Below are 24765 nucleotides of genomic sequence, written 5' to 3' on the forward strand. Positions count from 1 at the left end.
TTAGATTGTGAGCGGCGTTGCTTTGGGCGAGGGTGTGTATTTGCGAGTAGTAACCGCCCTAGAAATAAAACTCCAAGCCTAATTCAAGATAGCTGTCGCGGCGAATCATATACAGTGGGTCATCGCTACGTGTGCTGTGAAAGTGATATAGCTCGCCAACTAGGCGCACGGTGTCGCCAATACGGGTGCTGGCTTCGATGACCGCTGAACGGCTTTGAGCGTCGTCGAGATCTTGGCTCAGGCCAAATAAAATTTCACTGGAGGCAATGTCATTCAAACTGAGGCGGCCGCCGGTGAACAGATCATTTTGGAAAATCCCCGCCTGCGCCGTGCTGCGGCTGTCCCAAGAATATTCCAGTAGCAGGCCTAAATCCCAGAAGCGGCGATTAATGCCGGTGAAGGTATATTCAAAACCGGCGGTACTGGCGCTAAGATCTTCGGCCGGAGAGTGACCAATACCACGGCGATGAATGGCTTCTAGCTTCCACAACCAATTGCCGCTGATGTATTGGGCATCGATGCCGCTTTGTTCAATTAGCGGGTAATAGGCCGCTAGGGCAATGCCACCGTTATGGCTTATTGCTTGGTAGAGGGGTTCCCGCGAGGTGCCTTGAAACCAAGATAAGCCCAAATTCCAGTCGCCTAAATAATGACTCCAGCGCAGGGCGTAGTCGATATGATTTTCTTTTTTGCTACTTTGGTAAAATTCTTGGTTATTGACAGTGGCGGGGGTAGAGCGCAGGCGGCCCGCTTCGCCCGCAAACTGCCGGGGCCGAAACTGGGGCAGTATAAAAACATCGATCACGCCCCAGCCTTTAATACTGGCGAAGTGAATCATGGGCTGGCCGAGCTTGTCTTCGCCGTCGGCGGACTCGACAAAATCAGTTTGATTAATAATGTCGACTAATTGCTGGGACTCGGTAACGCCCCAGAATACGGTGTTAATACCCACGCTCAGCTCCCAGTCGGCGCCGACGTGCTGCCAGTAAAATTCCCGCAGATCGCCGTGGCTGCGCTCCTCGTCTAGGGAGTCGTAGCGGTAAAAGGCCTTGATATTAAAACTGTCGTCGCCGTCATTCCACTGTCTAAACCACTCGGGTGCAATCACCGCGGAGAGGGTTTCGGAACCTTGCGCCTGCTCGGCGGCCGACATCGGGTAAGTGCGGCCCTGTATGCCGATATAGCCGAGTAACTCGCTGTGTGCGCATAAGGGCAGCAGCGTGATTGTGGCTAAGCTAAGACCTTGTAAGGTAGTGAGGCAATACTTCATAAACCCGCCCTTAGCGCGCCCGTTTCAGACTGTTTTCGGTAAAGTCGCTCTCGTCGAGACCCGTGCCAAACTGGTAGTTGCGCAAAAATACCTCGGTGCGCCGCTGGTTTTTGTGATTAACCATGCTCTGAGTGGTGGGGCGCCAGAATTTATCGAGATGTAATTTATAGTCCGACAGGGTGAGGGTTTTAAGCAGGGTGTCCTTGCGATCGTAGAAATCAATTTTAAGGACGCGATAGTGGGTCTTATCTACCCAAGCTACTTGTTTGCGGTAGCCGGAGTACTGGTCGCGTGGAGTGGATTCAATAACAAAGCAGTCTTGACCGTCCACAGTTTCATCGCGCAGCCAGCGGTAGTCGTATTGTTCTACTTCAAAGGAGTTCAGATCTTCGTAGGCAAATTCGCTGCCCATAAACGGTCCGGACTTATTTTTGGACGAGATGCGCTTAACTCGCTTAAGCGCGGGCAAGTACAACCATTGGTCATCCATGGCATTGGTGTGGGTGAAGCTGAGGAATGCTGTGCCCTTAACGTCGTTGGGGCTGTCGAAGATGGTCATAGATTTATCGCCGTCATCGGCAACTTCCAAGGCGAGTATGCGCATCTCGCGGCGGCTTTCGCGCTTGCCACTGTGCAATACCATTTCCATGTCGGCGCTGCTGTCTTGCCAGCCGCGGTCGCGGGCTTTCATCTCTTTGGCAATGGTGAGGCCTTTGGCTTGTGGAGAAAGCTGTTGAGTGGCCGCAGATGATGTCTCTTGTGCTGTACTGGGAAGTGGCAGTAATAGGCTAAAAGCAAGACTAATACTAAGTGCTAGCGGTTTTATTATGGTCACGTGGCAAGCTCCGGAGCGACAGGGGGGTTAGCAATTATACATTTGTAGGGACGGGTGAACTTAAAGCATAATCGGGCCATAAATCAAATTTGCTTAGTTTGTGCGCGCAGTGGCCTTCGCTGGACTCACCGCAGGCGATAATAATAAACAGGGGAGTTGCTGCCGAGTATGGCTATTCAGGGTAATAAATTTGTCGACAAAGTGGATCAGCTATTTGGCCATTTAGCCGAATGGGCGGTTAATCATCGCGCGATCGTTTTACTGTTGTCCCTGCTGTTTTTGAGTGCGGGTTTGTTCTTCGCTAGCATGGTGAAGAGCGACAATAGCCTTGATGCTTATTTTGATAAAAGTGATCCGGCTTATATTGCTTACACTGAATATTTAGATGAGTTCTTGTCGGACGAAGTCACTTATATAGTCTATAAGGTGCCAGAGCGTGCTCACGGGCCTTTTAATATTGATGCCATGCGCCAAATTGCCCAGCTCAGTCAGGCCTTCACTGACGAGGTTCCCTATGTACGTGATGTGATTAGCCTGCCGACGGTGGAGTTTATTCGCGCCGACGGCGATTCGATTAGCGTTGATGAGCTGATGTTGGATTTTCCTCAGAGTCAGGCTGAACTGCTGGAACTGCGCAAAGAGGTCTTAAATCGCCCCCTGTATGTTAATTACCTGATTAACGCCAAGGCGGACTACGCCGCGATTATTTTAGAAATGGAACGCAGCAGCGTTGACCCGCTAGAAAAGATTATTTACGACGAGGAATTGGGTAACCAGTTAGAGAACCTCTACCCCCAGGTCAGCGACAATAAAATACGCGAAATACTGGCAAGGCCAGAGTACGCCGGTATCGACTTTTTTGTGACCGGCGACGTGCCAATGAACTCGGCCTATAACCATGTGTTTATGGAAGACGCCGCCATTGGCACCGCAGTGACCTTGGTGATATTAGCCATTCTCTCTGCCATTCTGTTTAGGGCAAGCGTTATTGCTTTGCTCGGCCCGCTCGCGGTGGTATTGCTCAGTATTGTGATGGTAATGGGCATGATGGGCGCCTTTGGCTGGGTGCTGGGTTTGTTCTTTGGCATTGTGCCCACCTTAATTTGCGCGGTTGGTGTGGCGCAAGCAGTGCATATTTTATTGGAGTTTCAGCGCGCCTACGGCGAAACCGGCGATCGCAAGGCCTCGGTCAAGGCCGCTATAGCTAAGGTGGGGGGCGCTTGCTTGCTAGCCTCAATTACCACCGCCGTTGGCTTTTTGGTGATGACGGTGTCGCAGCTCAAGGGCTTGAGCGAGATGGCTTTATATGCGGCATCTGGGGTGATTTTCACCTTTTTATTGTCTATGACCTTGCTCGTAGTGGTTTTATCTTTTGGCAAGCCAAGCAACGTAAAGGCAAGGCCTGAGCAAGTAAAAGCCACGGTATTGCCAGTGATTTTGCGCGCCGTGGAGGCCTGCATTGCGGTCAACCTCAAGCGGCCAATGACGTTGCTAGCACTGGGCGGGGCGGTGCTACTGGTATCGTTTATTGGTTTGGCTCAGATCAAAGTAGATTTTAATTTCTTAGAAGACTTTAAGCCCCACGTTGAGTGGCGCCAAGATACTGAACTGGCCGAAAGTGTCATGGGCGGCATTCTAAATGTGACTTATATCATCGACACCAATGACGCCGAAGGTGTTAAACGCCCCGATTTATTAAAGGCCATTGAAAGTGTGCAAAACTTTGCCGAGTCGCAGCCGCTGGTTAAAAAAGCTTACTCGGTAGTGGATATACAAAAAGACCTCAATCGCAGTTTTCACGGCGACGACCCCGCTTGGTATCGACTGCCGGACGCGCGGGATTTAATCGCGCAATATTTCTTGGTTTACGAAATTTCCGGTGGCGAAGAGTTGCAGGAGTTTGTGTCCCAGGATTATAGCCGCACAGTGATGGAACTGCGGGTAGAAATGACCGGCTCGGCGGCAATTACCGAACTGCTAAAAACCATCGATGACTATATCGCGGCAAACCCATTGCCTAACGCCCAAGTGCGTAAAACGGGTATTGGCCTAATGTGGGTGAAAATGGGTGAGTACATTGCCGAGACTCAGCTCTATGGTTATAGCCTTATATTTATTATGGTTGCTGGCTTTTTGTGTGTGGCCTTTGGTTCGGTAAAAGTGGGTATGTTGGCGATGATCCCCAATTTGGCGCCGGTAATTGTGGTGTTGGGGGTAATGGGTTGGCTGGGTATTCACCTCGACTATATGAAACTATTGTTAGCGACCATTGCCATTGGTATTGCCGTGGACGACACCTTGCATTTGGTGATTCGATTTCGGCGCTGCTTTTTACAAACTGGCAATTACCGCCGTGCGCTTGAAGACGCTATGCGTGATGTAGGCCCTGCGCTAGTGATTACTACGGTAATACTGATCGGCGCGTTTTCCTGCTATTTGCTGTCGAATATGGCGATTATCTCTAGCTTTGGAGTATTGCTGTGCGTGGCAATTAGCGTGGCACTATTGGCTGATATGCTATTTATGCCTGCGTTATTATTAATCACCAAACCCTTTGGTCCGGAATTTGAGCCTAAGAACACGGTTTGATCGCAGCGTTAGGCTTACTTAATGGCTATCTAGGCAGTTTACATCAACTCTCGGTTTCGCCGTGGCGGCCACGGCCATTGCTAAAGCTGTGGGCGCCAGCGAGGGTTTCACCCGATGCGAGCGTTATTGCCGCCAAGGTGAACTCATTGCGAATGGCCTGCTCCTCATCCATGCCCCATTGCTGGTAAGCGCTGAGCCGGTCGTTGCGCAAGCACTGCTGGGGAAAGGCAGCAATTTGCAGTGCCAGTTGCTCAGCACTATCACGCAGGTTGTGAACACTCACTACGCGGTTAATTAGTCCGATCCCGTGAGCTTCTGCGGCGTCGACGGCGCGGCCGGTTAGAATCATATCCATAGCGCGGCTCATGCCTATTAACCGCGGCAGGCGCACCGTGCCGCCGTCGATAAGCGGCACCCCAAAGCGTCGGCAAAATACCCCAAAAATGGCGCGTTCGGTGGCAATGCGCATATCGCACCACAGTGCTAATTCGAGTCCGCCGGCCACGCAATAGCCGTCTATGGCGGCAATTACTGGCTTGCTAAGTTGCATCCGGCTAGGCCCCATAGGGCCGATACCTTCGGTGTTAAGTGGGTTGCGTTGCACGGGATCGTCGCTGGCCACGGCCTTTAAATCTGCGCCCGCACAAAAATGATCTTCGGCGCCGCAGAGAATAGCGACCGATAACTCTGGGTCGCTATCAAAAGCTTGAAACGCCTTGGCGAGGGCGTGGGCGGTTTTGCCGTCTACAGCGTTGCGGGCGAGGGGCCGATTAATAGTGACCCACAGCAGTGGTGGACGGCGGTCGATTTGAATCTGCGTAGCTGAAGTCATAAATGCCTCTGGCCTTAGGTTTTATTAGTGAACTTATCATGGCATTTTTGTCGCGGGCTGTCTGGTGGTGTCAGTGCTTGCGGGTATGTGTATAGCACTTTACTGGAAACTCAACCATTGGCCCTAGGTGCCACTTTCAATAGTCCGCGTTTTGCCTAATTTGTGCGAGCGGTGCAAAATAGCGGGCTTGGCGGCAAAAATGGAATGTTGGCCGCTAAATAATAATCGGATTAATCCGAAATAAAGCCCACCTTGGGCGCACTCACTAATCAATGCTATTAACAGGAAATAACTATGGGACCACTTAGCGGAATACGGATTATTGAACTGGAAGGACTGGGGCCTGCCCCCTTTGCCGGCATGATGTTCGCAGACATGGGCGCCGAGGTAATTTCGATTACCCGCAAATCTGCCGCTGCCGACGCCCCAGTAGCCAATATTATTAGTGAGCGGGGCAAGAAATCCATCGCCCTTAACTTAAAAGCCCCCCGCGGAGTGGAAGCAGTATTGAAACTGTGTGAATCGGCCGATGCGCTGATTGAAGGTTTTCGGCCCGGTGTGGCCGAGCGCTTGGGCATTGGCCCAGAGCAGTGCTTAGCTCGCAACCCAAAATTGGTCTTTGGCCGCATGACCGGTTGGGGCCAGACCGGCCCAATGGCGCAGGCCGCTGGGCACGACATTAACTACATTTCCCTGTCTGGTGCGCTGCATGCCATGGGCCGCGCTGGCGACAAGCCGGTACCCCCCGCTAATTTGGTGGGCGACTTTGGTGGCGGTGGTATGTTCTTGGCCTTTGGTGTGGTATCGGCGATTTTAGAGGCCAGTCGCAGCGGTAAAGGCCAGGTGGTCGATACCTCGATGGTAGAGGGTTCGGCGGCACTCATGCATATGGTGTACTGCTTCTATAACCAGAAACTTTGGAAAGACGAGCGCGGCGTTAATTTGCTGGATACCGGCGCACATTTTTATGAAACCTACGAAACCAGCGACGCGAAGCATGTGTCGATCGGTCCCATTGAACCTCAGTTTTACCACATTCTTAAAGAAAAACTGGGTCTAGACGAAGACAGCTTCGGCGCGCAAATGGATACCGCACGTTGGCCTGAACTGAAGCAGAAACTTACTGCAATATTTTTGACCAAAACCCGCGACCAGTGGTGCGAGGTATTTGAAGGCTCAGACGCCTGTTTTGCGCCAATACTGTCGATGGCTGAAGCGCCAAAACACCCACACAATGTTGCCAGAAAATCCTTTATTGAAGTAGAAGGTCAAATACAGCCAGGGCCAGCGCCTAAATTTAGTCGCACTGAGCCCCAAGTGCTAAAGGGCGCACCGCGTCCAGGTAGCGATACTGAATCGGTACTAAGCGAGCTAGCGGGTTACGATGCGGCGAGCTTGGCCAGCCTGCGTGCTGACGGTGTTTTAAGCTAAGCGTAAAGCCATCGCTACTATTTGTTTTATAAGGGCCTTTGTGGCCCTTTTTTGTTGGCTGAATTTTGTGCTAACAAAATCCGTATTTCCACGGGCGCCGTAATAAGCAAAAAACGCAGCCTTACCTATATGCCTTTACGGAGTAAATTATGATTAGTCCTATTCTACTTGCCGAGCGTGGTCTTGTGCCTGACCCGCTGCTGCGTCGAGGCATACGCCGAGAATTAGCCGATCGGCTGGTGCAGGAGTGCAGCGGTGATTTGCACAGCAATGAAACACGCCGCCGCCAGTTTCGCCGCGAACTTAGCGAGTCCGCCATTGCCATTAATACTGGGGCTGCCAATGAACAACACTACGAAGTGCCTGCCGCCTTATTTGAACTCATGCTCGGACCCTGTTTGAAATACAGTAGCTGTTGGTGGGACGAAAACTGCCAAAGCCTAGCGGATGCCGAGCAAGCCATGCTGGCGATGTACGCCGAAAGGGCGCGATTAGAAAATGGTCAAAAGATACTAGACTTAGGTTGCGGTTGGGGCAGCTTCACACTGTGGGCCGCCGCCCGTTATCCCCAATCGCAGATTACGGCGGTATCTAACTCAAGTGGTCAGCGGGAATTTATCGAAGCACAGGCCGCATCGCGAGGCTTGACTAACGTCAAGGTCATTACCTGCAACGTGGGCGACTTAACCCTGACCTAGCGCTTCGACAGGGTCGTAACAGTGGAAATGCTCGAGCATGTCCGTAATTACCGCGAGTTACTCGCCAATGTCTCTGGCTGGCTAGAGCCAAACGGCTCAATGTTTGTGCATATCTTCTGTCACGCCTACTTACACTATCCCTTTGATGGCGGCTGGATGACCGACAACTTCTTTAGCGGTGGTCAAATGCCCGCCTTCGACACCTTAATGCACTTCTCTGAGCACATGCGCATGGTCGACAGCTGGCGGGTAAATGGCGAGCACTACTCCAAAACCCTCGAAGCGTGGCTAAATAAACTCGACGACAATAAGGCAGAGGCCCTAAAAATACTTAAAGATGCACCCACGCCCAAAGTGCAATTCCAGCGTTGGCGCATGTTTATGTTGGCCTGCTCCGAGCTATTCGCCTACCGTGGTGGCCAAGAATGGTTTGTTGGGCATTACTTACTAACCCCAGGCCAATTAGCGGATTAAGTTTTCTTGTGATAAACGGTCTTTTGGCCTGTATTTTTGCCCGTGAATCGTGCTAGTCACACAGAGTAATGCTGTTAAATATCAATATCTTGGCGATTTTTTGAGCAATAGGCCCTAATTTCAAATTTATTTCATGAAGTCGTTGACAGAGGGGGGCGACATCCATATAGTACGCAGCCTGAAGCGCCCGTAGCTCAGCTGGATAGAGTACCTGGCTACGAACCAGGCGGTCGCACGTTCGAATCGTGCCGGGCGCACCAAATATAAAGGGCTGCAGAGATGCAGCCCTTTTTATTTATCCCAAATTCCCCATTTTATCCCAAACTATTCCGCAACTTTTAGCGCATTATTGCAACAGGCTCTACCGGCTCTACCCCATTAACGGGGGATGGCACTCATTAAACCCTGTTAATCACACCGTCCCACCCACAATGGGCTAGCACGCGTAATCTGTAATTTTCAAAGTTTCTAAAACCATACGCTCGTCGTGTCATCATTTCCATTTTGTTGTGGAAGCCCTCAGTTATTCCGTTACTTTTACTAAATCGCCACATGGCCACAATGGGCTTCAACCATGAGCGCAATGTGTTAGCTAGTGCTCGTAGCGGGCTCTCAGCTAGTTCATCAAGCAATCTCATAAATACCGGCAACTTGATGCTGGCTTTCTTGCGCGTCAGGGTCTTGAGCAGCACAAACCGGATCAACCGTTGTTTGGCCACATACAGTGCTTGCAGCACAGGGTAATCGGCCAAATCTGTGACAAAAGGGCGGGGCTAAATGCGCCAGAAAGTTTTTTATTCATTTATGTTTAACTTATTATTTTAATAAACTTTATAAAAAACAATAAGTTAATTTTATTCTGAGGCATTATATTAGGTATAAGTACCTATTTGGCGTGTTAGTTAATAACATTGCAATCATTATAATCATAGCTATAATTGATTTCAGTTGTATCGTTACATTCGAATCATAATAAATACTTAGTCTCCTGGGAGATCACCATGAAAGCCAAATTAACGAGAGTTGCCTCTGCTGTTGCCTTTGCCTTGGGCGGGAATCTTGCTGTTCAAGCCCCCGCCTTTGCCGAGGGATTTACAATTGAGGAAGTCTTAGTTACCGCCCGTAAAAAGGAGGAGACCTTACAAGATGTACCGGTCGCGGTTACCAGTATGTCTGCTGATGACCTAAAAGCGCTAAATCTGAGTGACACTCAAGACTTAGGCAGTTTTTCTCCCGGTGTGCATATCGAGCCTGCTCCGGCGCAGGGCGGCAGTATTGCCAAGGTAACCATTCGTGGCCAAGTACAAACCGATAACTTAATTACACTAGACCCGTCGGTGGGTTGGTATATCGACGACGTTTACTTGGCACGTGCTTACGGTACGGCAAATAGCTTGTTCGACATTAGCCGGATAGAGGTACTTAAAGGCCCGCAAGGCACGCTTTACGGTCGCAATACAACAGGTGGGGCGATAAAGATTCTTACTGAAAAAGCCGACCCTACTGCTGAGCTAAGCGGTTTTGTTACAGGCGGTGTTGGTAATTACAAAAGCCACAAGGCCGGCGGCGCAGTTAATATTCCGCTTATACCGAATAAGCTCGCGATACGTTTAGCGGCGCAGGCGGATAAGCGCGAGAATGGTTTTGGTGAAATCACCATTTATGATCGTTTTACTCAGTCGCCTACTGGTGAAACCGCAGAGGTGGGTACCCGCGATAATGAAGTGTATCGTCTTGGCGTAACCTATGACCCAAGCGAAGACCTGCGGGTGTTGATGTCGTACGAACACAATTCATCGTATATGACGATGGCCTCGCGAAATTTTTCTGATGAGCCTGGCTTCGCTGGCGACGAGCCGACGCCCCCCGGTTATTTTCCGTTGACTCGTAGCTCTACCGACTACTATGACTCTGCGGCCAACTATGGCAATTATTCCGATGCCACCGCCGACACGTTTGCGCTGACCTTTGAATACGATCTTGCTGAAAACCTCCAAACTAAATTGGTTTACGGCTATCGCGATGTTGATACAGCTTATATGAGCGACATTGATGGCACGGCGGTTCCAGTTTCTCAATTTAATTTTCCGCTAGAACAAGTGGCTAGCCAAGACTCCTTGGAATGGCAGATTAGTGGTCTAGCTTTAGACGGCTTTTTAGATTGGATCGCCGGTCTATACTATTTTGAAGAGGACGGCTCTGACCTTTCACGTAGTGGCGGCTTGTCAACCTACGGGAGTGGCGTCGACTACAATTACAGCTTTGGCGCCGCCGAAAATACCAGTAAATCTGCGTTTGTGTCGGGTACGTTTAGCCTGACAGAAGATGTTAATGCGACACTGGGTGCGCGTATTACTGAGGATGAAAAGGCCTTTTTCTCGCAGCAATACGCGGTTCCACTTGGGGTTGCGTCAAATCCTGGCCCCTCAGCAGCGGTATGCCGGATCGACGCGGCTAGTCCGCCACCAAATGCAGATTTTAATCAATGTACTTGGTCAGATAGTGAAACCTTTAAGTTTATTTCTTGGACCGCGTCGGTTGATTGGCGCCTCAATGAAGATGTAATGACCTATGTTAAAACATCTAGCTCTAGTCGCTCTGGTGGCCAAAATGCTCGAGGCATAGACGCCGATAGCACCAAGCCTTTTGATGAAGAAACCGCGACTGATATTGAATTGGGTATTAAATCAGAATTGTTTGAAAACTCCGTTAAGTTGAATGCTGCCTACTACCATACTTTCTATGAAGACACCCAGCAGACGAATCTTGTTGCGACGCCGTCAGGGTTAATCACGCAAGTTGTGAATGCGGGTAATGCCGATATTGATGGTATCGAGGCCGAGGCGCAGTGGGTCATTACGCCAAACTGGATGCTAACAGTAACAGCGGGCTATCTAGATTGGGAATTCGAAAAACCTGATTCCGGTTCAACCCCCATTCTGCCATCGGCACCTGAGTTTGAAGGTACCGCACGCCTAAATTATTTTATGCCGACGGCGGCCGGTGACTGGACCTTTGACTTGAACGCTTCATCAAGATCGAAGCTGCTGGGTAATGCCTCGGGCGGCCAGGATGCTATCGATAACTTTCCTGCGGCAACCGCAGAGAGTCTGACGCTTATTGGTGCTCGCGCTCAGTTGGAAGTGAAAGATACTAATCTTAATGTGTCATTTTGGGCGCGTAACCTTGAAAACAAAGAGTATTCCACTAGCGGTTTGAATATTTACTTCCCTGGTTCGCTAGCGATTGCTAACCGGCCAATGGGCGAGCCACGCACCTTTGGTGTTGATGTGACTTACAACTTCTAGCGTAAATGAATACGGTCTAATTTGCTTTGCCAGCGCTTGCGCTGGCTTTTTTTTCTTAAAATTTTGGAGTTTAAGGCGGTAATGGAATTACTAAAAATTGCTAATTTACATCAATTATCTTTGGCGAAGGTTGTTGCTACAGGGGCAGAGCAGCGGCCGCAATTACAAATTTTGCGCTTTGTTCATGTCGATACTGACGGCGCACTGTGCGGCGAAACCCGCAATTACGAGCAGCTGTGGCGCAATGCGTCGACGCTTGCCGCTGTCATCAATGAACGACAGGGCGGCAGGCCGGGCAATATTGCGCTGATGATGAATAACCACCCCGAGTTTGTTGAAACCATGGTGGCGAGTTCTATACTTGGCGCGCCTTTTGTGCCCATAGATCCCCGCGCTAAAGGTCTAAAGTTAGCGTATATGTTGTCCCATACCGATTGCGATGGCTTGGTCTGCGCCGATTACTGTCTAGATCAAGTGCTTGAGGTACTTGGTGATGAGGTGAGTTTAAAATGGATATTATGTGTTGGTACAAATTCGGGAGCTAAGAATAGCTTTGCTAATTTAATTGAAGACTATCAGCAATGTTTAACTGATGCTGCGTCGAGTTTGCTAGGTGTCGATCACGCTCCTGATATACCCATGTTTATGATGTTTACCTCGGGCACCACCGGTAATCCCAAAGCGGTTGTCTATAGTCAGGGGCAGTATATGGCGCAGGCCGATAGCCTCGCTAAATTAGGGGCGAATGAGCATGATGTGTTTTACACCGGCTTATCGTTAACCCACATTAATGCTCAGAATTTTTTACGCAATGGCCTAGCGCTGGGCATTCCCGTGGTGATCAGCCGCAAATTCAGTAAAAGCCGCTTGTGGGATATTTGCCGAGAGTACGGCTGCACCATATTTAGTTTATTGGGCGGCATGATTCCTGAAATTTACGCTGTTCCTGAAAATTCTGATGATGCAGATAATCCCGTTCGGCTGATTCTAAGCTCCGGTATGCCTCCGTCGATATGGAAGGACTTCGAGCGCCGCTTTGCTGTGCAATTATTTGAAGTCTACGGCGCGACGGAGGGCGGTGGCCTAGCCAACCCACCGGGTATTGGTCCAGTTGGAAGCATTGGTAAGCCAAGTGCAGATTGGGAAGCAGAGATTTTCGATAGTCAGGGTGTTGCCTGTAAGCCGGGAGTTGAGGGCGAAATCTGCTTTCGTCGTCTAAATGGCCAAGCGACGACCGTGAGCTATTACAAGAATGAGGACGCCTCCGCAGAAAAAGTGCAGGGCGGCTGGCTGCGCATGGGAGATTTGGGCCACAAAGACGAAAACGGCTGGTTTTATTTTCATCACCGCGTGGGTGGCGGTGTGCGGCGCAATGGCGATTTTGTTAATACCGCCTTGGTGGAAGCGAGCCTACTGCAATCCTCTTATGTGCAAGATGTGTTCGTTTACGGCGTAACGCGTCCTAACAATATTGCTGGCGAGAAAACCTTGGTGGCCGCCATTGTGGCCTCTGACCGCGACGATTTTAGCGAGGACGTGCTGCGTGAGTTTTGCCACAAAAATTTAGAGAAAAACGATATCCCTGAAATATTTCAAGTGCTCTCGGCAATACCTAAAACTGTATCGGAAAAGCCGATAGAGAAAGAGTGTATTGCCTTGCTCGATTTAGACTAGTGAGCTGCTAAGGGATTAGCTGCCCTGCCAATTTGGCGGGCGTTTTTCTAGAAAGGCGCGCATCCCTTCTTTGGAATCTGCCGAGCTAATGACGATGCCTGCGGCGCCTTGATTTCGTTGCCACAACTCCGCCTCGTCGCACTCGGGGGCTGCTTTGCAGAGCGCGAGGCTTTGGTCAACGGAGATCGGCGCATTGGCGGCAATTTCTTCGGCCAGCGTAATAGCTGCGTCGAGCACTTGGCCTGGTTCAGCCAAGCTATTAACTAGGCCAAAATGTAAGGCGCGCTCAGCAGTTATCGCGCGGCCGGTCACCGCCAGCTCAATAGCAATCGCTCTTGGTAGTGAGCGGCCAACCCGAAATGCGCCACCTGCCGCCGCTATTAATCCACGTTTCACTTCGGGCAAGCCAAGCTGAGCCTCGGTGCTAACAACCGCTAAATCGCAGGCCAGCAATAATTCAAAGCCACCGCCCAGCGCTAGGCCATCTACTGCGGCAATCCACACTTTGCTGCGTGGTTCGTGAACAAATCCCGCAAAGCCGCCGCTCTTCGTGGTCAGGGCATGGCCGCGACCCGCGTTGACTTCCGTGAGGTCGGCGCCAGCACAGAAAACCTTGCCCTTGGCGGTGAGAATAGCAACGCGCAGCAGAGGATCGTTTTCGACGGTTTGAATTGCATCGCGCAGCCCCTGCGCAATTTCGCCGCTAATCACATTGCGTTTTTCGGGTCGATTTAAGGTAATAACCGCGATTTGCGGGCTTAAGCGTTCAAATAATAGATGTGGCTCAGACATAGTATGCACTCGTTATTTTTTAAGGTGGGCGGAGTCGAGGGTATTAGGTACTTCCAAATCATATATATGATTGTTATTATATATACTTCAATTGCCATGGCAAGATGGCCTTTGTTTTGGTATTCGCTGGATGCCGCGCAAGCTTTCAGCCGAAGAGACTAAACTCATATAAGAATAGTCGCAGAACTCGCGATAGATCTTGGCTCGACACCCGACTCTTTGGAGAGACGTATGAATTTCGATTTTTCTGAAGATCAGCGAATGCTTGCTGATCATGCCCGCAAATTTCTCTCCGAGAGCTGTGACCCAGAGCGGTTGCGCAGCCATATTGCCAGCGGTGCAGATTACGATGAGGCACTTTGGCAGCAGATGGTCGAGCTTGGCTGGCCCGCCATTAGCATTGCTGAAGAACAGGGCGGCTTGGGCATGGGTGCTTTGGAGCTGTGTGTGCTCGCCGAAGAGGTAGGTCGTGTACTGGCGCCAACGCCGTTCTTTAGCACGGTTTGCCTTGGTGCAGAGTTGCTTAAGCGCTGTAGCAATAGCGAGGCTGCTGAACTTTTGGGACAAATTGCCTGCGGCGAAGCGATTGTGGCGGTAGAGCTGGCTGCAAAGAGTCTCCAAGTCGATGCCGATTTGCTAACCGTCAGCGGATCACTGCCCGCGGTGGCCTATGCGCGCAGCGCCAATTTTCTGATTACCAGCGCGCTGCTGGATGGCAAGCTAAGTTTGGTGCTGATCGACACTACGGCGACTGGCTATCAAACCCTAGATTTACCCGAGGGTGTCGATGAGTTGGCCAGTTACCAGCGCGTCTCGCTTGAATCGGTGCCAGCTATCGTTTTGCAAAGTGAGCAGGGTGCTGAGGCGCTAATCGATGTCATTACGAATCAAGCCGCGATACTCACCGCCTTTGAACAGCTCGGTGGCGCTGAAGTGGCCTGTTATATGGCCCGGGATTATGTGCTGGAACGCTACGCCTTTGGTCGCCAAGTGGGTGTTTACCAAGCGGTGAAGCATCGTTTGGCAGACATGATGATCAAGATCGAGCTGGCGCGTTCCAATGCCTATTACGGCGCCTGGGCAATGTCGGTAGGTGGCAGCGAACTGCCGCTGGCCGCTGCGGTGGCTAGGGTGAGTGCTACCGATGCCTATAATTTTTCTGCGGAAGAAAACCTGCACCTGCACGGCGGAATTGGTTATACCTGGGAAGCCAATTGCCATTTTTTCTACAAGCGTGCGCGCTTGCTCGCAATGAGTATCGGCAATATCGCCCACTGGTCTAAGAAGTTACTGGCCGCCGCCTGAGCCGCCCCGCATAGTTTAGGAGTACAGCATGGATTTTAATGATACCCGCGAAGAAGCGATGTTCCGCGAGGAAGTGCGTAATTGGTTGAACGACAATGCCGGTGATTATCGCCAGCCGCTGGGCATGTCGCCAGGGGATGTCCGCTTTGCGGAGTTAGGCCGAGATTGGCAAAAGCAAAAGGCAAAGGCCGGCTACGCCGCAATCTCCCTACCCAAAGACATGGGTGGCATGGGTGGCACGGCAATGCAGGAAGTTATTTTTGCCGAAGAAGAAGGGCGCTACCACGTGCCAGTTGGTCCTTTTGTAACGATAGGATGCCAGTTGGCAGTACCCACCATCTACACCCACGGTACGCCTGAGCAAATTGAACAGTTTGCCTATAAAACCCTGATGGGTGAGTTGCTGTGGTGTCAGATGTTTTCTGAGCCGTCTGCGGGTTCAGACCTTGCCGGGCTGCGCACTAAGGCCGTGCGCGATGGGGATGACTGGGTCGTTAACGGCCAAAAGGTATGGACCTCCTGGGCCCATACCGCCGACTGGGGGGTGCTGGTGGTGCGCACCGACGCTGATGTGCCAAAACATAAAGGCCTGACCTATTTCTTATTGGATATGAAAACGCCGGGCATCGATGTTCGACCCATCAAGCAAATTTCCGGTGAATCGGAGTTTAATGAGGTGTTTCTCACCGACGTGAGAATTCCTGACCGCTACCGCTTAGGCGATGTGAACAGTGGCTGGAAAGTGGTGATGACGACGCTAATGAACGAGCGTCTCAATGTGGGTGGTGAGTCCAAGGGCTTGCCTAGTATTGATGAACTTCTCGATGTGGTGCGCAGCGCAGGTGATGATGCCGCACCTTACCATTTGGATGTGGCGCGTCATGTTGCAACCGACATGGGCCTTAAAAACTTTCGAGCACGATTACTAACAAGTGTCTCTCGCGGTGAAACCCCCAGCGCCATGTCGAATATGGGCAAGTTGGTGTCTGCCAATATGCTGCAGGATATCTCCGCAATCGCTGGCGACATACTGGGCATGGACTGCGCTTTTTCTGCAGAAAATAACGAGCTGGCCAAGAAGTTTCAGTACGGTTATATCTGGGCCTCAGCCTTGCGAATCGCTGGCGGCACCGATGAAATTCTGCGCAATCAAATTGCGGAGCGGGTGTTAGGCTTGCCCGGCGATATTCGCGTTGATAAAGACATTGCCTTCGCCCAATTGCCGGCGGGTAAATAGGCGTCGCCGTAATATCCGTAACAGAAAGTTTAGGACTGATAATCGGACGGGCTGGCGCCGGTCCACTGCTTAAACGCGCGGCTAAAGGAGCGCGGCTCAGCAAAGCCCAGCTGTTCGGCGACCTCGGCAACGGACATTTTCTGAAAGCGCAGTTTGTCGATGGCGGTGTCGCAGCGCACATCGTTGAGAATACGCTGAAAGCTGGTGCCCTCGCTGTTCAAGTGACGATGCAGGGTAGCGGTGGTTAAGTGCAGGTGTTGGGCTACAGTATTAAGGCTCGGTATGGCTTCGCCTTGGCGCAGGGCGTTGAAGACCAGTGAGCGTACCTTTGACGAGACTTGGACTTGCTCGTCGGGCCAGTGGACTACGCCGCTTTGTATTGCCGTTTGGCGCAGGGCCAGCCATTCATTGCGGCTGCGCAGAATGGGTAGAGAAAGGTATTTGCGGCTAAATACCACCGCGTTGCGTTTGCAGCCACTTTGCCAGTCGCCACGCAGTTGATATACGAGGCGCTCGGGATTTACGTTTTCGGAAAACGCGAGCTCAACGGCTTTAACAGGAATAAGCTGGTCGATCATCCAGCTGAAAACGCGATGTAAATAATTGAGCCAATAATCTACTAAGAAGTGGCCGGGATCTCGCTGGGAGTCTAAGCCGGCGAGCACCAGCGCGATATCGTCGCCCTCGTCGCTGAGGCTCATGCGCATATCGTCGCAGACCAGCCGCATAAAGCGCAGGCTTTGGGTCATGGCTGCGCCAAGGGTGTCATTACCTAGGGCGATTTCGACCATCATGCTGGTTACGCCGGGTTTTACAGGATGCTCTCTCAACCCAAAAAACTCATCTTGCAGCGGCGGCAATAAGCTGGTCAGCAGGTTTATGTACTGGCTGCGTGAGACGTCGCCGTCGCCCTCTATGGCGGCGGGGTTCATGCCTGCGTCGCAAAGCAAGGCATTGGTGTCTAGGCCGTGATTGATTGCCCCAGCCAGCAGCCGACTCACTGCCATACGGTAGTTAAATTCGGCTTGCAGCTCGAGTGGTGGATCTTGTTCAGTCGCGTGCATATTTTTGTGAGGCGGATTGTGAATTCTTGTCCTTCCGGCAAAGCCTTAGGCGCGAGATAGTAGCTAGCGAGTATAACCCACTGTGGGAATAATAATTTATGAAAACGCCAATCACCGAGATGCTCGGTATTGAATTACCCATTTTTGCCTTCTCACACTGCCGCGATGTGGTAGTGGAGGTTTCTAAAGCGGGCGGTATGGGCGTGCTCGGTGCCAGCGGTTTCTCGCCGGAGCGCCTAGAGGAAGAGTTGCGGTGGATCGACGCCCACGTTGACGGCAAACCCTATGGGGTCGATTTACTTATTCCCAATACCTATGAAAAGCGCGCCGTGGGCAAGCTGGATTTAGACGTCTTGATTCCCCGTGAAACCCGCGAGTTTCTGGCTAATAAATGTGCCGAGGCCAATATTCCGCCGCTGCCGGAATCCGAAGCAGCTGAATTGCTCAAAACCCAGCTAGACAAGATTCAAATGACGCCAGAAGAGGCTACGGGCCTGCTGGATGTCGCCCTGCGCTATCCCATTAAATTGCTGGTTAACGCTCTGGGTACACCGCCGCGGGAAACCGTGGCCATGCTGCAAGCAAAGGGGATTCGGGTGGCGAGCTTGGTGGGCAAGGCCGATCACGCCTTGGCCCAGGTCGACGCGGGGGTGGATTTTATTGTTGCCCAAGGCGGCGAAGCAGGCGGCCATACCGGCAGTATTAGCTCAATGGTGTTATGGCCGCAGGTGATAGATGCCGTAGCGCCCATGCCGGTGCTGGCCGCTGGCGGTATTGGTCGCGGCAAACAAATGGCGGCGGCAATGGCCATGGGCGCGGCAGGGGTGTGGTGCGGCTCTATTTGGTTGGGCACCAGCCAGAGCGATGTAACGCCAAAATTGAAGGAGCGCTTGTTTGCGGCAAAGGCCGAAGACGCGATTCAATCCCGGGCGATGACCGGCAAACCCTGCCGCATGTTGCGCAGTGAGTTCAGTGACATGTGGCTTGCCCCCGGCGCGCCAGCGACTTTGCCGATGCCCCTGCAAACCATTGCCACCGCAGAAATGCGGATGCGCATCGAACGCGCGGGCGCTAAAGACTATATGAGTTACCCCGTTGGGCAGATCGTTGGCGATATGAAACACGAGTCTTCAGTCCGTCAGGTGGTCATGGCAATGCTAGAAGAATTTGTCGACGCGGCGAGCAGTCTGTCGGCCTTAGTGAGTGAAGCCTAATGAACATTGAATTGAGTGCGGAGCAGCAGGCCTTTAGCCAAAAGATTCGTGATTATATGAGCCAGCATATGATGACCGATGACTTTAAGGCCGAGCTGGCCTGCGAGGAGTTTAGTCACGGTGGCGGGCCAATCTATTGGCAAAAAATGCGCCAGCTCGGCGCAGATGGATGGATACGTTACTCCTGGCCCGAGGAGCTGGGCGGCGCTGGCGCCGATCCGGTCGAGCAGTATTTGCTGGTCGATGAAGCCAAGCGTGCGGGCTTCCCCTGGCCAGCGCTGTCGGCTAATTCCATTGGTCCGGTATTCGCCAAACATGCCCAGCCTGAGATTCGCGACAAGATTGTGGGCGAAATTTTGGGTGGCGAAGCTTACCTCGCCATTGGCTACTCAGAACCGTCGGCTGGTAGCGACCTCGCCTCCCTGCGCACCCGCGCCGAGCGCGACGGCGATGACTGGATTATCAATGGTCAAAAAATTTGGACCAGTTGCGCCAATTTTTCCCAATACATTTGGCTGGCGGCGCGCACCGATCCCGACCCAGCTAAACGCCACAAAGGGCTGACCATCTTCTTGGTGCCCACCAATAGCGTCGGCTATTCCTGCACCTTGATCCAGACCATGGGCGTGGTGACGACCACCACCTATTACCAAGATGTGCGGATACCCGATTGCTACCGTGTGGGCGAGGTGAACGGCGGTTGGCCGCTAATTACCGGCCAGCTCAATGTTGAGCGCTTATCACTGGTTAGCTATGGCCACGTGGCGAAACTTTATGACGAAACCCTAAAACTGCTGTATAGCGATACTGTTTACCGCGAGCTTTTAGCTACCCCCTGGGTGCAGCGCAATTTAGCCGTGGCCAAAGCCCGCTTGTCGGCATTGAAACTCATGTGCCTGAAGAGTGCCTGGAAAATAGAACAGGGCGGCAGTGGCATGGTTGAGGCTTCAGCGACCAAGGTGTTTGGCTCGGAGCTCTATGTAGAGTTGGGCCGACTAATGGCGGAAATACTGGCGCCGCTGAGTAATTTGCGCGGCGACGATGCGGTATTGAATGGCTTGATGGAGCGCTGGTATCGCAAAGGTACGGTGCACACCTTTGGTGGCGGCGCCAATGAATTGCAACGCAGCATTGTTGCTACGGCGGGTTTAGGTCTGCCTCGCGGCGCATAGGGAGTAGCTTGTTATGGATTTTAATTTAACCGAATTTCAGCGCGAAATATTAGATCTTAGCGACAAACTGCTCAGCGACTATTGCACGCAAGCTAGGCTGCGCAAGGCCGAGGACTTAGGCTATTTCGACGCGGAGTTATGGCAGCAAATGGCCGACGCCGGGCTGCTGGGCTTGGCTCTGCCGGAGTCGGTTGGCGGTATGGCCCAAGACTTTGAAACCCTAACGGTATTGCTGGAGCAGCTGGGGCGCCATGTCGCGCCGGTGCCAGCACTGCCGGTATTGGCAACGGCAAGTTTGCCCTTGCTGCCCTATGCCAATGTGGCCTGTGTGCAGGCGGCGTTACGGGCCGTATGTTCTGGCGAGGGAATGCTAACTGCCGCGTTGGCAGATTCCGGTTTCACCAATTCCTCGGCCTCGGACACCCTCGCTGAAAACAGAGACGGCAAGCTGTATTTATACGGTGAGAAAAGCCGTGTGCCTGCGGGTATGCAAGCCAGTGCTTGTTGGACCGTGGCGCAAGATGGCGGCGACGTTGGCATTTATCTTTTTGCCTGTGAACAAGTGGGCGTAAAGCGTCGTGCGCAAGAAACCACCAATGGTCAGAGCCTTGCGCATTTCAGTTTAGATGGTGCCCAAGCGGAATTGCTGGTCAAAGGTGCTGATGCAGACGCTATGCTCACCGCTGCGCGCCACTACCAACAAGCGGCAACGGCGGCACTGGCGACCGGCCTCTGCGAAGGCATGCTTGCCTTAGCCAGCGAACATTGCAGCGAGCGTAAGCAGTTTGGGCGCCCACTCGGAAGTTTTCAGGCGGTCGCCCACCAATTAGCCGACTGCTACATAGATAAAGCGTGTTTGCGGGTGGCGAGTGAGCAGGCGGCGTGCCAGCTTCGCGATGGTATTGACGCTGAAGAGAGTGCATTGGTCGCCGCCTATTGGACTACTGAGGCCCTGCACCGTATTAGTCATCGCAGCCAGCAAGTGCACGGCGGCACCGGCGTAGACCGTGACTACCCGCTGTTTCGCTACTGCCTTTGGGCGCGCCAATTAGAAATGGATTTAGGTGGGCAAAATAGTGTGCTCGCCGCCCTTGGTAGCAATATTGCGGCTGCACACGCGGCTTAGGCTGCTTAGTGAATGAATACCAAAATAAGGAATGAACAATGGCTGATTTAAACACACTGCCGCTGACCGGCTTGCGGGTTATTGACCTAGGCGATGGCAAGGCCGAAATGTGCGGTAGATTACTCGCCGACTTGGGCGCTGAAGTCATTTTAGTCGAGCCGCCAGAAGGTATGGCTGCCCGCCATAAAGCACCTTTGGTCGCGGGCGAAAGCCTGCATTTCGCCAGCCACAATGCCAACAAGAAAAGTGTGTGCCTCGACCTAACATCTGCTCAGGGCAAAGCCCAGTTTTTATCGCTAATCGACAGCGCCGATATTGTTATTGAAACGGCAAAACCTGGTGACATGGCCGCGCTGGGTTTAGATGCCGCCGCGTTGCGCGAGCGCCGTCCAGATTTGGTAGTGATGTCTATTTCTGATTTTGGTCAAACCGGCCCCTACCGCGACTACCAAGCCAGCAATGCAGTGCAGCTGGCTATGGCCGCGGTATTGGCGCGTTCGGGAATAGCGGGTAACCAGCCGTTGCTACCGCCAGGGGAATTGGCGCTAGAAACTACCGGCGTGCAAGCGGCGTGGGTGGTTTTGTTGGGCTACTGGCAGAAACTTCAGACCGGTACCGGCAATAGCATGGATTTTTCCGTTCTGGAAGCTACTGCCCAGGTAGTCGACCCCGGTCTTGGTGTAACGGGCAGTGCGGCAGCGGGTCGCAGTGCTAACGAATTGGCACCCTATGGGCGGCCGCCAGTTGGCTTTTTGTACCCAATATTTCCTTGTGCAAACGGCCATGTACGTATTTGTGTACTCAACCCTCGGCAGTGGCAGGGCATGTGTGGCTGGTTGGGTAATGAGCATGCATTTACGGATCCTAAATACGGCAATATCGGCGAGCGCTTTAAAGTAATTAAAGACATTAATGCCTTGATCGCCGCCTTGTTTGCTGATCAAGCGGCGGATGATTTGGTGATTGAGGGGCAACGTCGGGGCGTACCTATTGCGGCGGTTGCCACGCCTACTCAGGTGCTAGAGAACGAGCACTTCAATGCGCGCGGAGCCTTTGTTGAGTTTGCGGTTGGTGGCCAGTTGGGCAAAATGCCCAGCGGCTATATTGAAATTGATGGTCGGCGCATTGGGCCAAGGAGCGCAGCGCCCGCGGCGGGAAGGGATAATGGCTTACTGGCTGCGATAAAGCCCAAACAAGCAGCACCGGTAACCGGGAGCGCGGGTCGCCGACCATTAAGTGGTATTCGCGTACTCGATCTCGGCGTGATTGTGGCAGGGGCAGAATCGGGACGGATTTTGGCGGACCAAGGGGCGGAGGTTATCAAGGTTGAAAACACTGCCTTTGCCGATGGCCTACGTCAAACGTCGGCGCCAGGCGTGGCAATTAGTCAGTCGTTTTGTCAGGGCTCGCGCAATAAAAAATCGTTTGGCTTAAATCTGCGCAGCCCAGAAGGTATCGCGATATTTCATACCTTGGCTAAAGACGCCGATATTGTGTTGTCTAATTTCAAACCCGGCACCATGGAATCCCTCGGTATCGGCTACGAGCAGCTCAAGGCTATTAACCCCAGAATTATCGCAGTAGAGAGCAGTGCCCTAGGTAATACCGGGCCCTTGGCTAAAAGCATGGGCTACGGGCCATTGGTCCGTGCCGCCTCTGGCCTCACCGGCTTGTGGCGCTACCCTGAAATTGAGGGTAGTTACAGCGACGGCATTACCATTGTGCCGGACCACTTTGCGGCGCGGGTGTCGGGGGTGGCGATAATGGCTGCTCTCATTCGCCGCGAAACCACAGGTATTGGTGCGCGCATCGCAATTTCCCAAGCAGAGTCGATTCTTAATTTATTAGCGACACCTTTGTTGCGTGAATCACTGCAGCCCGGCTCCTTAAAGGCAATGGGCAATAAGATTGAGTTCAGCTGTCCCGGCGGCGTATTTCCCTGCGCTGGCGATGATATGTGGTGTGTGATCGATGTGGACAATGATGCTGCATGGCAGCGCTTATGCGGGCTAATGCAAAATACGACGCTGGCCAATGATGCACGCTTGTCTGCAGCAGAAGATCGTTTACAACACCGCGACTTAGTTGAGGCGGCAGTGGCGGAGTGGACGGCCCAACTTGACGCCACCGAAGTCATGGAGCGCTTGCAAACAGTCGGCATAAAAGCGGGAAAAATGCAGCGCCTCAGTGACTTCGACGAAAACCCGCATTTACACGCGCGTAAGTTTTTCCGGCATTTCGAACAGCCTGGCTTTCCCACGGTATTACAGACCGAAAACGGCCCCGTCAGCTTTAGTGATCTGCCTGAGCCGGAGATTCGTCCGGCGCCGTTTCAAGGGCAACACACCCGTGAACTTGCCGGGAGCTTGCTTGGACTGAACGCGGAAGAGATCGAGAAACTGGTCGCCAGCGGCGTGTTGGAAGTAATGAAAGAAAATGAATTTATAACTGGCTAAGCATTTAGCTATAGCGATTGAAATTAGCTCAAGAAAAAATAGCTACATACTTTAATGAAATAGAGAGGAATACCATTATGAAACCATTTATTTTTAGTGCCGACGCCCACGTCACCGAGCCACTGGATATTTTTACCAGCGCCCTCCCAGAGAGCATGATGCATCGCGCGATTACGATGACACCAGTAGATGGCTTTGTGTGCAGCAAAGTCGGCGACAAGATAGTGCACCGCATTAAAATGGGTGGCGAACGGGCCGACGAGACCGGCATGCACGAGCCAGGTGAAAAGCGCAGCGGCTCCCATCACATAGATCGTCGTATTGCAGATATGGAGCGCGATGGTGTCGATGCCGAACTTATCTTCCCGTCTCTGGGTTTGATTATTTACTTCATCGAAGAAGCCGACGTTGAGGCCGAAAGCTGCCGTATATACAACAACTGGTGCCACAGTCACTTCAGCGAGAATTTAGATCGCTTTGTACCATCTGCAATTCTGCCGTGCCGTGACGTAAACGAAGCAATAAAGGAAATTGATCGCGTTGCTGATATTGGCTATACCGCGGCGATGCTGCCTGTTGTAACGCCAGACGGTGTGCCCAAGTATAACGACCCTGTTTGGGAGCCGCTGTTTGCCAAGGCTGGCGAGCGCGGTGTAGTTATTATCTTACATGCCGGAACCGGCTTGGAAGATTTTGCCCCAGAGCGCGGCGCGGGCGGTGCAATCATCAACTACACTCGCTTAATGTGCGATGCCCAAGAAGCAATTTACTACTTGGTCGGCAGTGGTATTTTAGATCGCAACCCCAAAGCAAAAGTGGCCTGTATTGAAACCGGCGCCTCATGGCTGGCTGGCTTGGCCGAGCGTATGGACGAAGTATTTGATGCTCACAGCTTCTTTGTGCGTCCTAAACTGGCACGTCGCCCATCCGAAATTGTGCGCGATCAGATTTACTGCTCCTTCCAACACGACAAAGCCTGCGTATTGTCTCGTGAAATTACCGGTGTTCAGGCACTGCTGTGGGCGTCTGACTACCCGCATATGGAAGGCACCTTCCCCCATTCTCAGAAAGTGATCAAACACATTTTTGATGGTGTGGATATTTCTGACGAAGACAAAGCGGCGATTCTTGGCTTAAACGCAGCGAAATTGTTTCGCCTCAAAAACGATGCTTTAAATCGTTAAAATTAAGTAGCGACTAATATTTGGCGCCATAGCTCAAACGCTATGGCGCCAAACGTCGGGCCGCGATACCGCAATTTATCTATCTCTTCTAAAAATCCCTCCAA

17 protein-coding genes, 1 tRNA gene and 1 pseudogene are annotated in these 24765 nt (G+C 52.2%); 13 read left to right on the forward strand and 6 right to left on the reverse strand.

Translation table 11 applies throughout. From position 1 onward, the window contains the following. Positions 1 to 58: 58 nt before the first annotated feature. Together P1U47_RS03305 and P1U47_RS03310 are read right to left on the reverse strand one after the other, a co-directional pair. Positions 59 to 1270: a hypothetical protein gene (locus P1U47_RS03305; RefSeq protein WP_301027140.1), complete on the reverse strand. Its 1212-nt coding sequence runs from the start codon at positions 1268 to 1270 to the stop codon at positions 59 to 61. A gap of 10 nt (positions 1271 to 1280) precedes the next feature. After that, entirely contained in the window at positions 1281 to 2105 is an 825-nt protein-coding gene (locus tag P1U47_RS03310) for an outer membrane lipoprotein-sorting protein (protein ID WP_301027141.1), read from the reverse strand. Positions 2106 to 2273: 168 nt separating this feature from the next. On the opposite strand from P1U47_RS03310, the gene P1U47_RS03315 reads away from it, so the two are divergent. Then, positions 2274 to 4694 (forward strand): MMPL family transporter, encoded by a 2421-nt coding sequence (locus P1U47_RS03315; protein WP_301027142.1) that lies wholly within the window; start codon positions 2274 to 2276, stop codon positions 4692 to 4694. A 43-nt stretch (positions 4695 to 4737) separates the two neighbouring features. Here P1U47_RS03315 and P1U47_RS03320 read toward each other — a convergent pair whose 3' ends face one another. Beyond that, a complete protein-coding gene (locus P1U47_RS03320; protein WP_301027143.1) occupies positions 4738 to 5526 on the reverse strand; it encodes a crotonase/enoyl-CoA hydratase family protein in 789 nt (262 codons plus the stop codon). A 294-nt stretch (positions 5527 to 5820) separates the two neighbouring features. On the opposite strand from P1U47_RS03320, the gene P1U47_RS03325 reads away from it, so the two are divergent. From P1U47_RS03325 to P1U47_RS03335, 3 genes and pseudogenes are all read left to right on the forward strand, one after another. Next, entirely contained in the window at positions 5821 to 6957 is a 1137-nt protein-coding gene (locus tag P1U47_RS03325; protein WP_301027144.1) for a CaiB/BaiF CoA-transferase family protein, read from the forward strand. Between the two features lie 149 nt (positions 6958 to 7106). After that, positions 7107 to 8129: pseudogene (locus P1U47_RS03330) on the forward strand (cyclopropane-fatty-acyl-phospholipid synthase family protein). 183 nt (positions 8130 to 8312) lie between these two features. Next, positions 8313 to 8389 (forward strand) — tRNA-Arg (locus P1U47_RS03335). 138 nt (positions 8390 to 8527) lie between these two features. Here the strand turns inward: P1U47_RS03335 and P1U47_RS03340 are convergent. After that, the gene (locus tag P1U47_RS03340) at positions 8528 to 8866 is read right to left on the reverse strand and encodes a transposase (RefSeq protein WP_301027145.1); all 339 of its coding nucleotides are present in this window, start codon (positions 8864 to 8866) and stop codon (positions 8528 to 8530) included. A gap of 264 nt (positions 8867 to 9130) precedes the next feature. Here P1U47_RS03340 and P1U47_RS03345 point away from each other — a divergent pair, with 264 nt between their 5' ends. Together P1U47_RS03345 and P1U47_RS03350 are read left to right on the forward strand one after the other, a co-directional pair. Next, a complete protein-coding gene (locus P1U47_RS03345; RefSeq protein ID WP_301027146.1) occupies positions 9131 to 11437 on the forward strand; it encodes a TonB-dependent receptor in 2307 nt (768 codons plus the stop codon). Between the two features lie 81 nt (positions 11438 to 11518). After that, positions 11519 to 13111, forward strand: a complete 1593-nt coding sequence (locus P1U47_RS03350) for an AMP-binding protein (protein ID WP_301027147.1) — start codon at positions 11519 to 11521, stop codon at positions 13109 to 13111. 15 nt (positions 13112 to 13126) lie between these two features. Here the strand turns inward: P1U47_RS03350 and P1U47_RS03355 are convergent, their stop codons facing one another. Next, positions 13127 to 13903, reverse strand: a complete 777-nt coding sequence (locus tag P1U47_RS03355; RefSeq protein ID WP_301027148.1) for an enoyl-CoA hydratase-related protein — start codon at positions 13901 to 13903, stop codon at positions 13127 to 13129. Between the two features lie 231 nt (positions 13904 to 14134). Between P1U47_RS03355 and P1U47_RS03360 the strand changes: the two genes are divergently transcribed. Further along, positions 14135 to 15208: an acyl-CoA dehydrogenase family protein gene (locus P1U47_RS03360; protein WP_301027149.1), complete on the forward strand. Its 1074-nt coding sequence runs from the start codon at positions 14135 to 14137 to the stop codon at positions 15206 to 15208. A 28-nt stretch (positions 15209 to 15236) separates the two neighbouring features. Then, the gene (locus P1U47_RS03365) at positions 15237 to 16445 is read left to right on the forward strand and encodes an acyl-CoA dehydrogenase family protein (protein ID WP_301027150.1); all 1209 of its coding nucleotides are present in this window, start codon (positions 15237 to 15239) and stop codon (positions 16443 to 16445) included. A 29-nt stretch (positions 16446 to 16474) separates the two neighbouring features. On the opposite strand, the gene P1U47_RS03370 is transcribed toward P1U47_RS03365, so the two are convergent. Then, positions 16475 to 17509: an AraC family transcriptional regulator gene (locus P1U47_RS03370; RefSeq protein ID WP_301027151.1), complete on the reverse strand. Its 1035-nt coding sequence runs from the start codon at positions 17507 to 17509 to the stop codon at positions 16475 to 16477. 98 nt (positions 17510 to 17607) lie between these two features. On the opposite strand from P1U47_RS03370, the gene P1U47_RS03375 reads away from it, so the two are divergent. The 5 genes from P1U47_RS03375 to P1U47_RS03395 all read left to right on the forward strand — a co-directional run bounded on the left by P1U47_RS03375 (position 17608) and on the right by P1U47_RS03395 (position 24661). Continuing rightward, positions 17608 to 18723 carry a nitronate monooxygenase gene (locus tag P1U47_RS03375; protein ID WP_301027152.1) on the forward strand — a complete coding sequence of 372 codons (1116 nt, stop codon included), beginning with the start codon at positions 17608 to 17610 and terminating at the stop codon, positions 18721 to 18723. Then, positions 18723 to 19895 carry an acyl-CoA dehydrogenase family protein gene (locus tag P1U47_RS03380; RefSeq protein WP_301027153.1) on the forward strand — a complete coding sequence of 391 codons (1173 nt, stop codon included), beginning with the start codon at positions 18723 to 18725 and terminating at the stop codon, positions 19893 to 19895. The genes P1U47_RS03375 and P1U47_RS03380 overlap by 1 nt, the downstream gene beginning before the upstream one ends. A gap of 13 nt (positions 19896 to 19908) precedes the next feature. Next, positions 19909 to 21021, forward strand: a complete 1113-nt coding sequence (locus tag P1U47_RS03385) for an acyl-CoA dehydrogenase family protein (protein WP_301027154.1) — start codon at positions 19909 to 19911, stop codon at positions 21019 to 21021. Between the two features lie 38 nt (positions 21022 to 21059). After that, on the forward strand, positions 21060 to 23477 hold the full coding sequence (locus P1U47_RS03390; protein ID WP_301027155.1) for a CoA transferase: 2418 nt from the start codon (positions 21060 to 21062) through the stop codon (positions 23475 to 23477). Positions 23478 to 23554: 77 nt separating this feature from the next. Then, on the forward strand, positions 23555 to 24661 hold the full coding sequence (locus tag P1U47_RS03395; RefSeq protein ID WP_301027157.1) for an amidohydrolase family protein: 1107 nt from the start codon (positions 23555 to 23557) through the stop codon (positions 24659 to 24661). The last annotated feature ends 104 nt before the right edge of the window (positions 24662 to 24765 follow it).

It is taken from the genome of Zhongshania sp. (assembly GCF_029212375.1).
Lineage (GTDB): Bacteria > Pseudomonadota > Gammaproteobacteria > Pseudomonadales > Spongiibacteraceae > Spongiibacter.

Bases quoted from the DNA above. Each gene is read 5' to 3' on its own strand.
- P1U47_RS03305 (WP_301027140.1), bottom strand. From the start codon at position 1,270: ATGAAGTATTGCCTCACTACCTTACAAGGTCTTAGCTTAGCCACAATC.
- P1U47_RS03315 (WP_301027142.1), top strand. From the start codon at position 2,274: ATGGCTATTCAGGGTAATAAATTTGTCGACAAAGTGGATCAGCTATTT.
- P1U47_RS03320 (WP_301027143.1), bottom strand. From the start codon at position 5,526: ATGACTTCAGCTACGCAGATTCAAATCGACCGCCGTCCACCACTGCTG.
- P1U47_RS03325 (WP_301027144.1), top strand. From the start codon at position 5,821: ATGGGACCACTTAGCGGAATACGGATTATTGAACTGGAAGGACTGGGG.
- P1U47_RS03345 (WP_301027146.1), top strand. From the start codon at position 9,131: ATGAAAGCCAAATTAACGAGAGTTGCCTCTGCTGTTGCCTTTGCCTTG.
- P1U47_RS03350 (WP_301027147.1), top strand. From the start codon at position 11,519: ATGGAATTACTAAAAATTGCTAATTTACATCAATTATCTTTGGCGAAG.
- P1U47_RS03355 (WP_301027148.1), bottom strand. From the start codon at position 13,903: ATGTCTGAGCCACATCTATTATTTGAACGCTTAAGCCCGCAAATCGCG.
- P1U47_RS03360 (WP_301027149.1), top strand. From the start codon at position 14,135: ATGAATTTCGATTTTTCTGAAGATCAGCGAATGCTTGCTGATCATGCC.
- P1U47_RS03365 (WP_301027150.1), top strand. From the start codon at position 15,237: ATGGATTTTAATGATACCCGCGAAGAAGCGATGTTCCGCGAGGAAGTG.
- P1U47_RS03370 (WP_301027151.1), bottom strand. From the start codon at position 17,509: ATGCACGCGACTGAACAAGATCCACCACTCGAGCTGCAAGCCGAATTT.
- P1U47_RS03375 (WP_301027152.1), top strand. From the start codon at position 17,608: ATGAAAACGCCAATCACCGAGATGCTCGGTATTGAATTACCCATTTTT.
- P1U47_RS03380 (WP_301027153.1), top strand. From the start codon at position 18,723: ATGAACATTGAATTGAGTGCGGAGCAGCAGGCCTTTAGCCAAAAGATT.
- P1U47_RS03385 (WP_301027154.1), top strand. From the start codon at position 19,909: ATGGATTTTAATTTAACCGAATTTCAGCGCGAAATATTAGATCTTAGC.
- P1U47_RS03390 (WP_301027155.1), top strand. From the start codon at position 21,060: ATGGCTGATTTAAACACACTGCCGCTGACCGGCTTGCGGGTTATTGAC.
- P1U47_RS03395 (WP_301027157.1), top strand. From the start codon at position 23,555: ATGAAACCATTTATTTTTAGTGCCGACGCCCACGTCACCGAGCCACTG.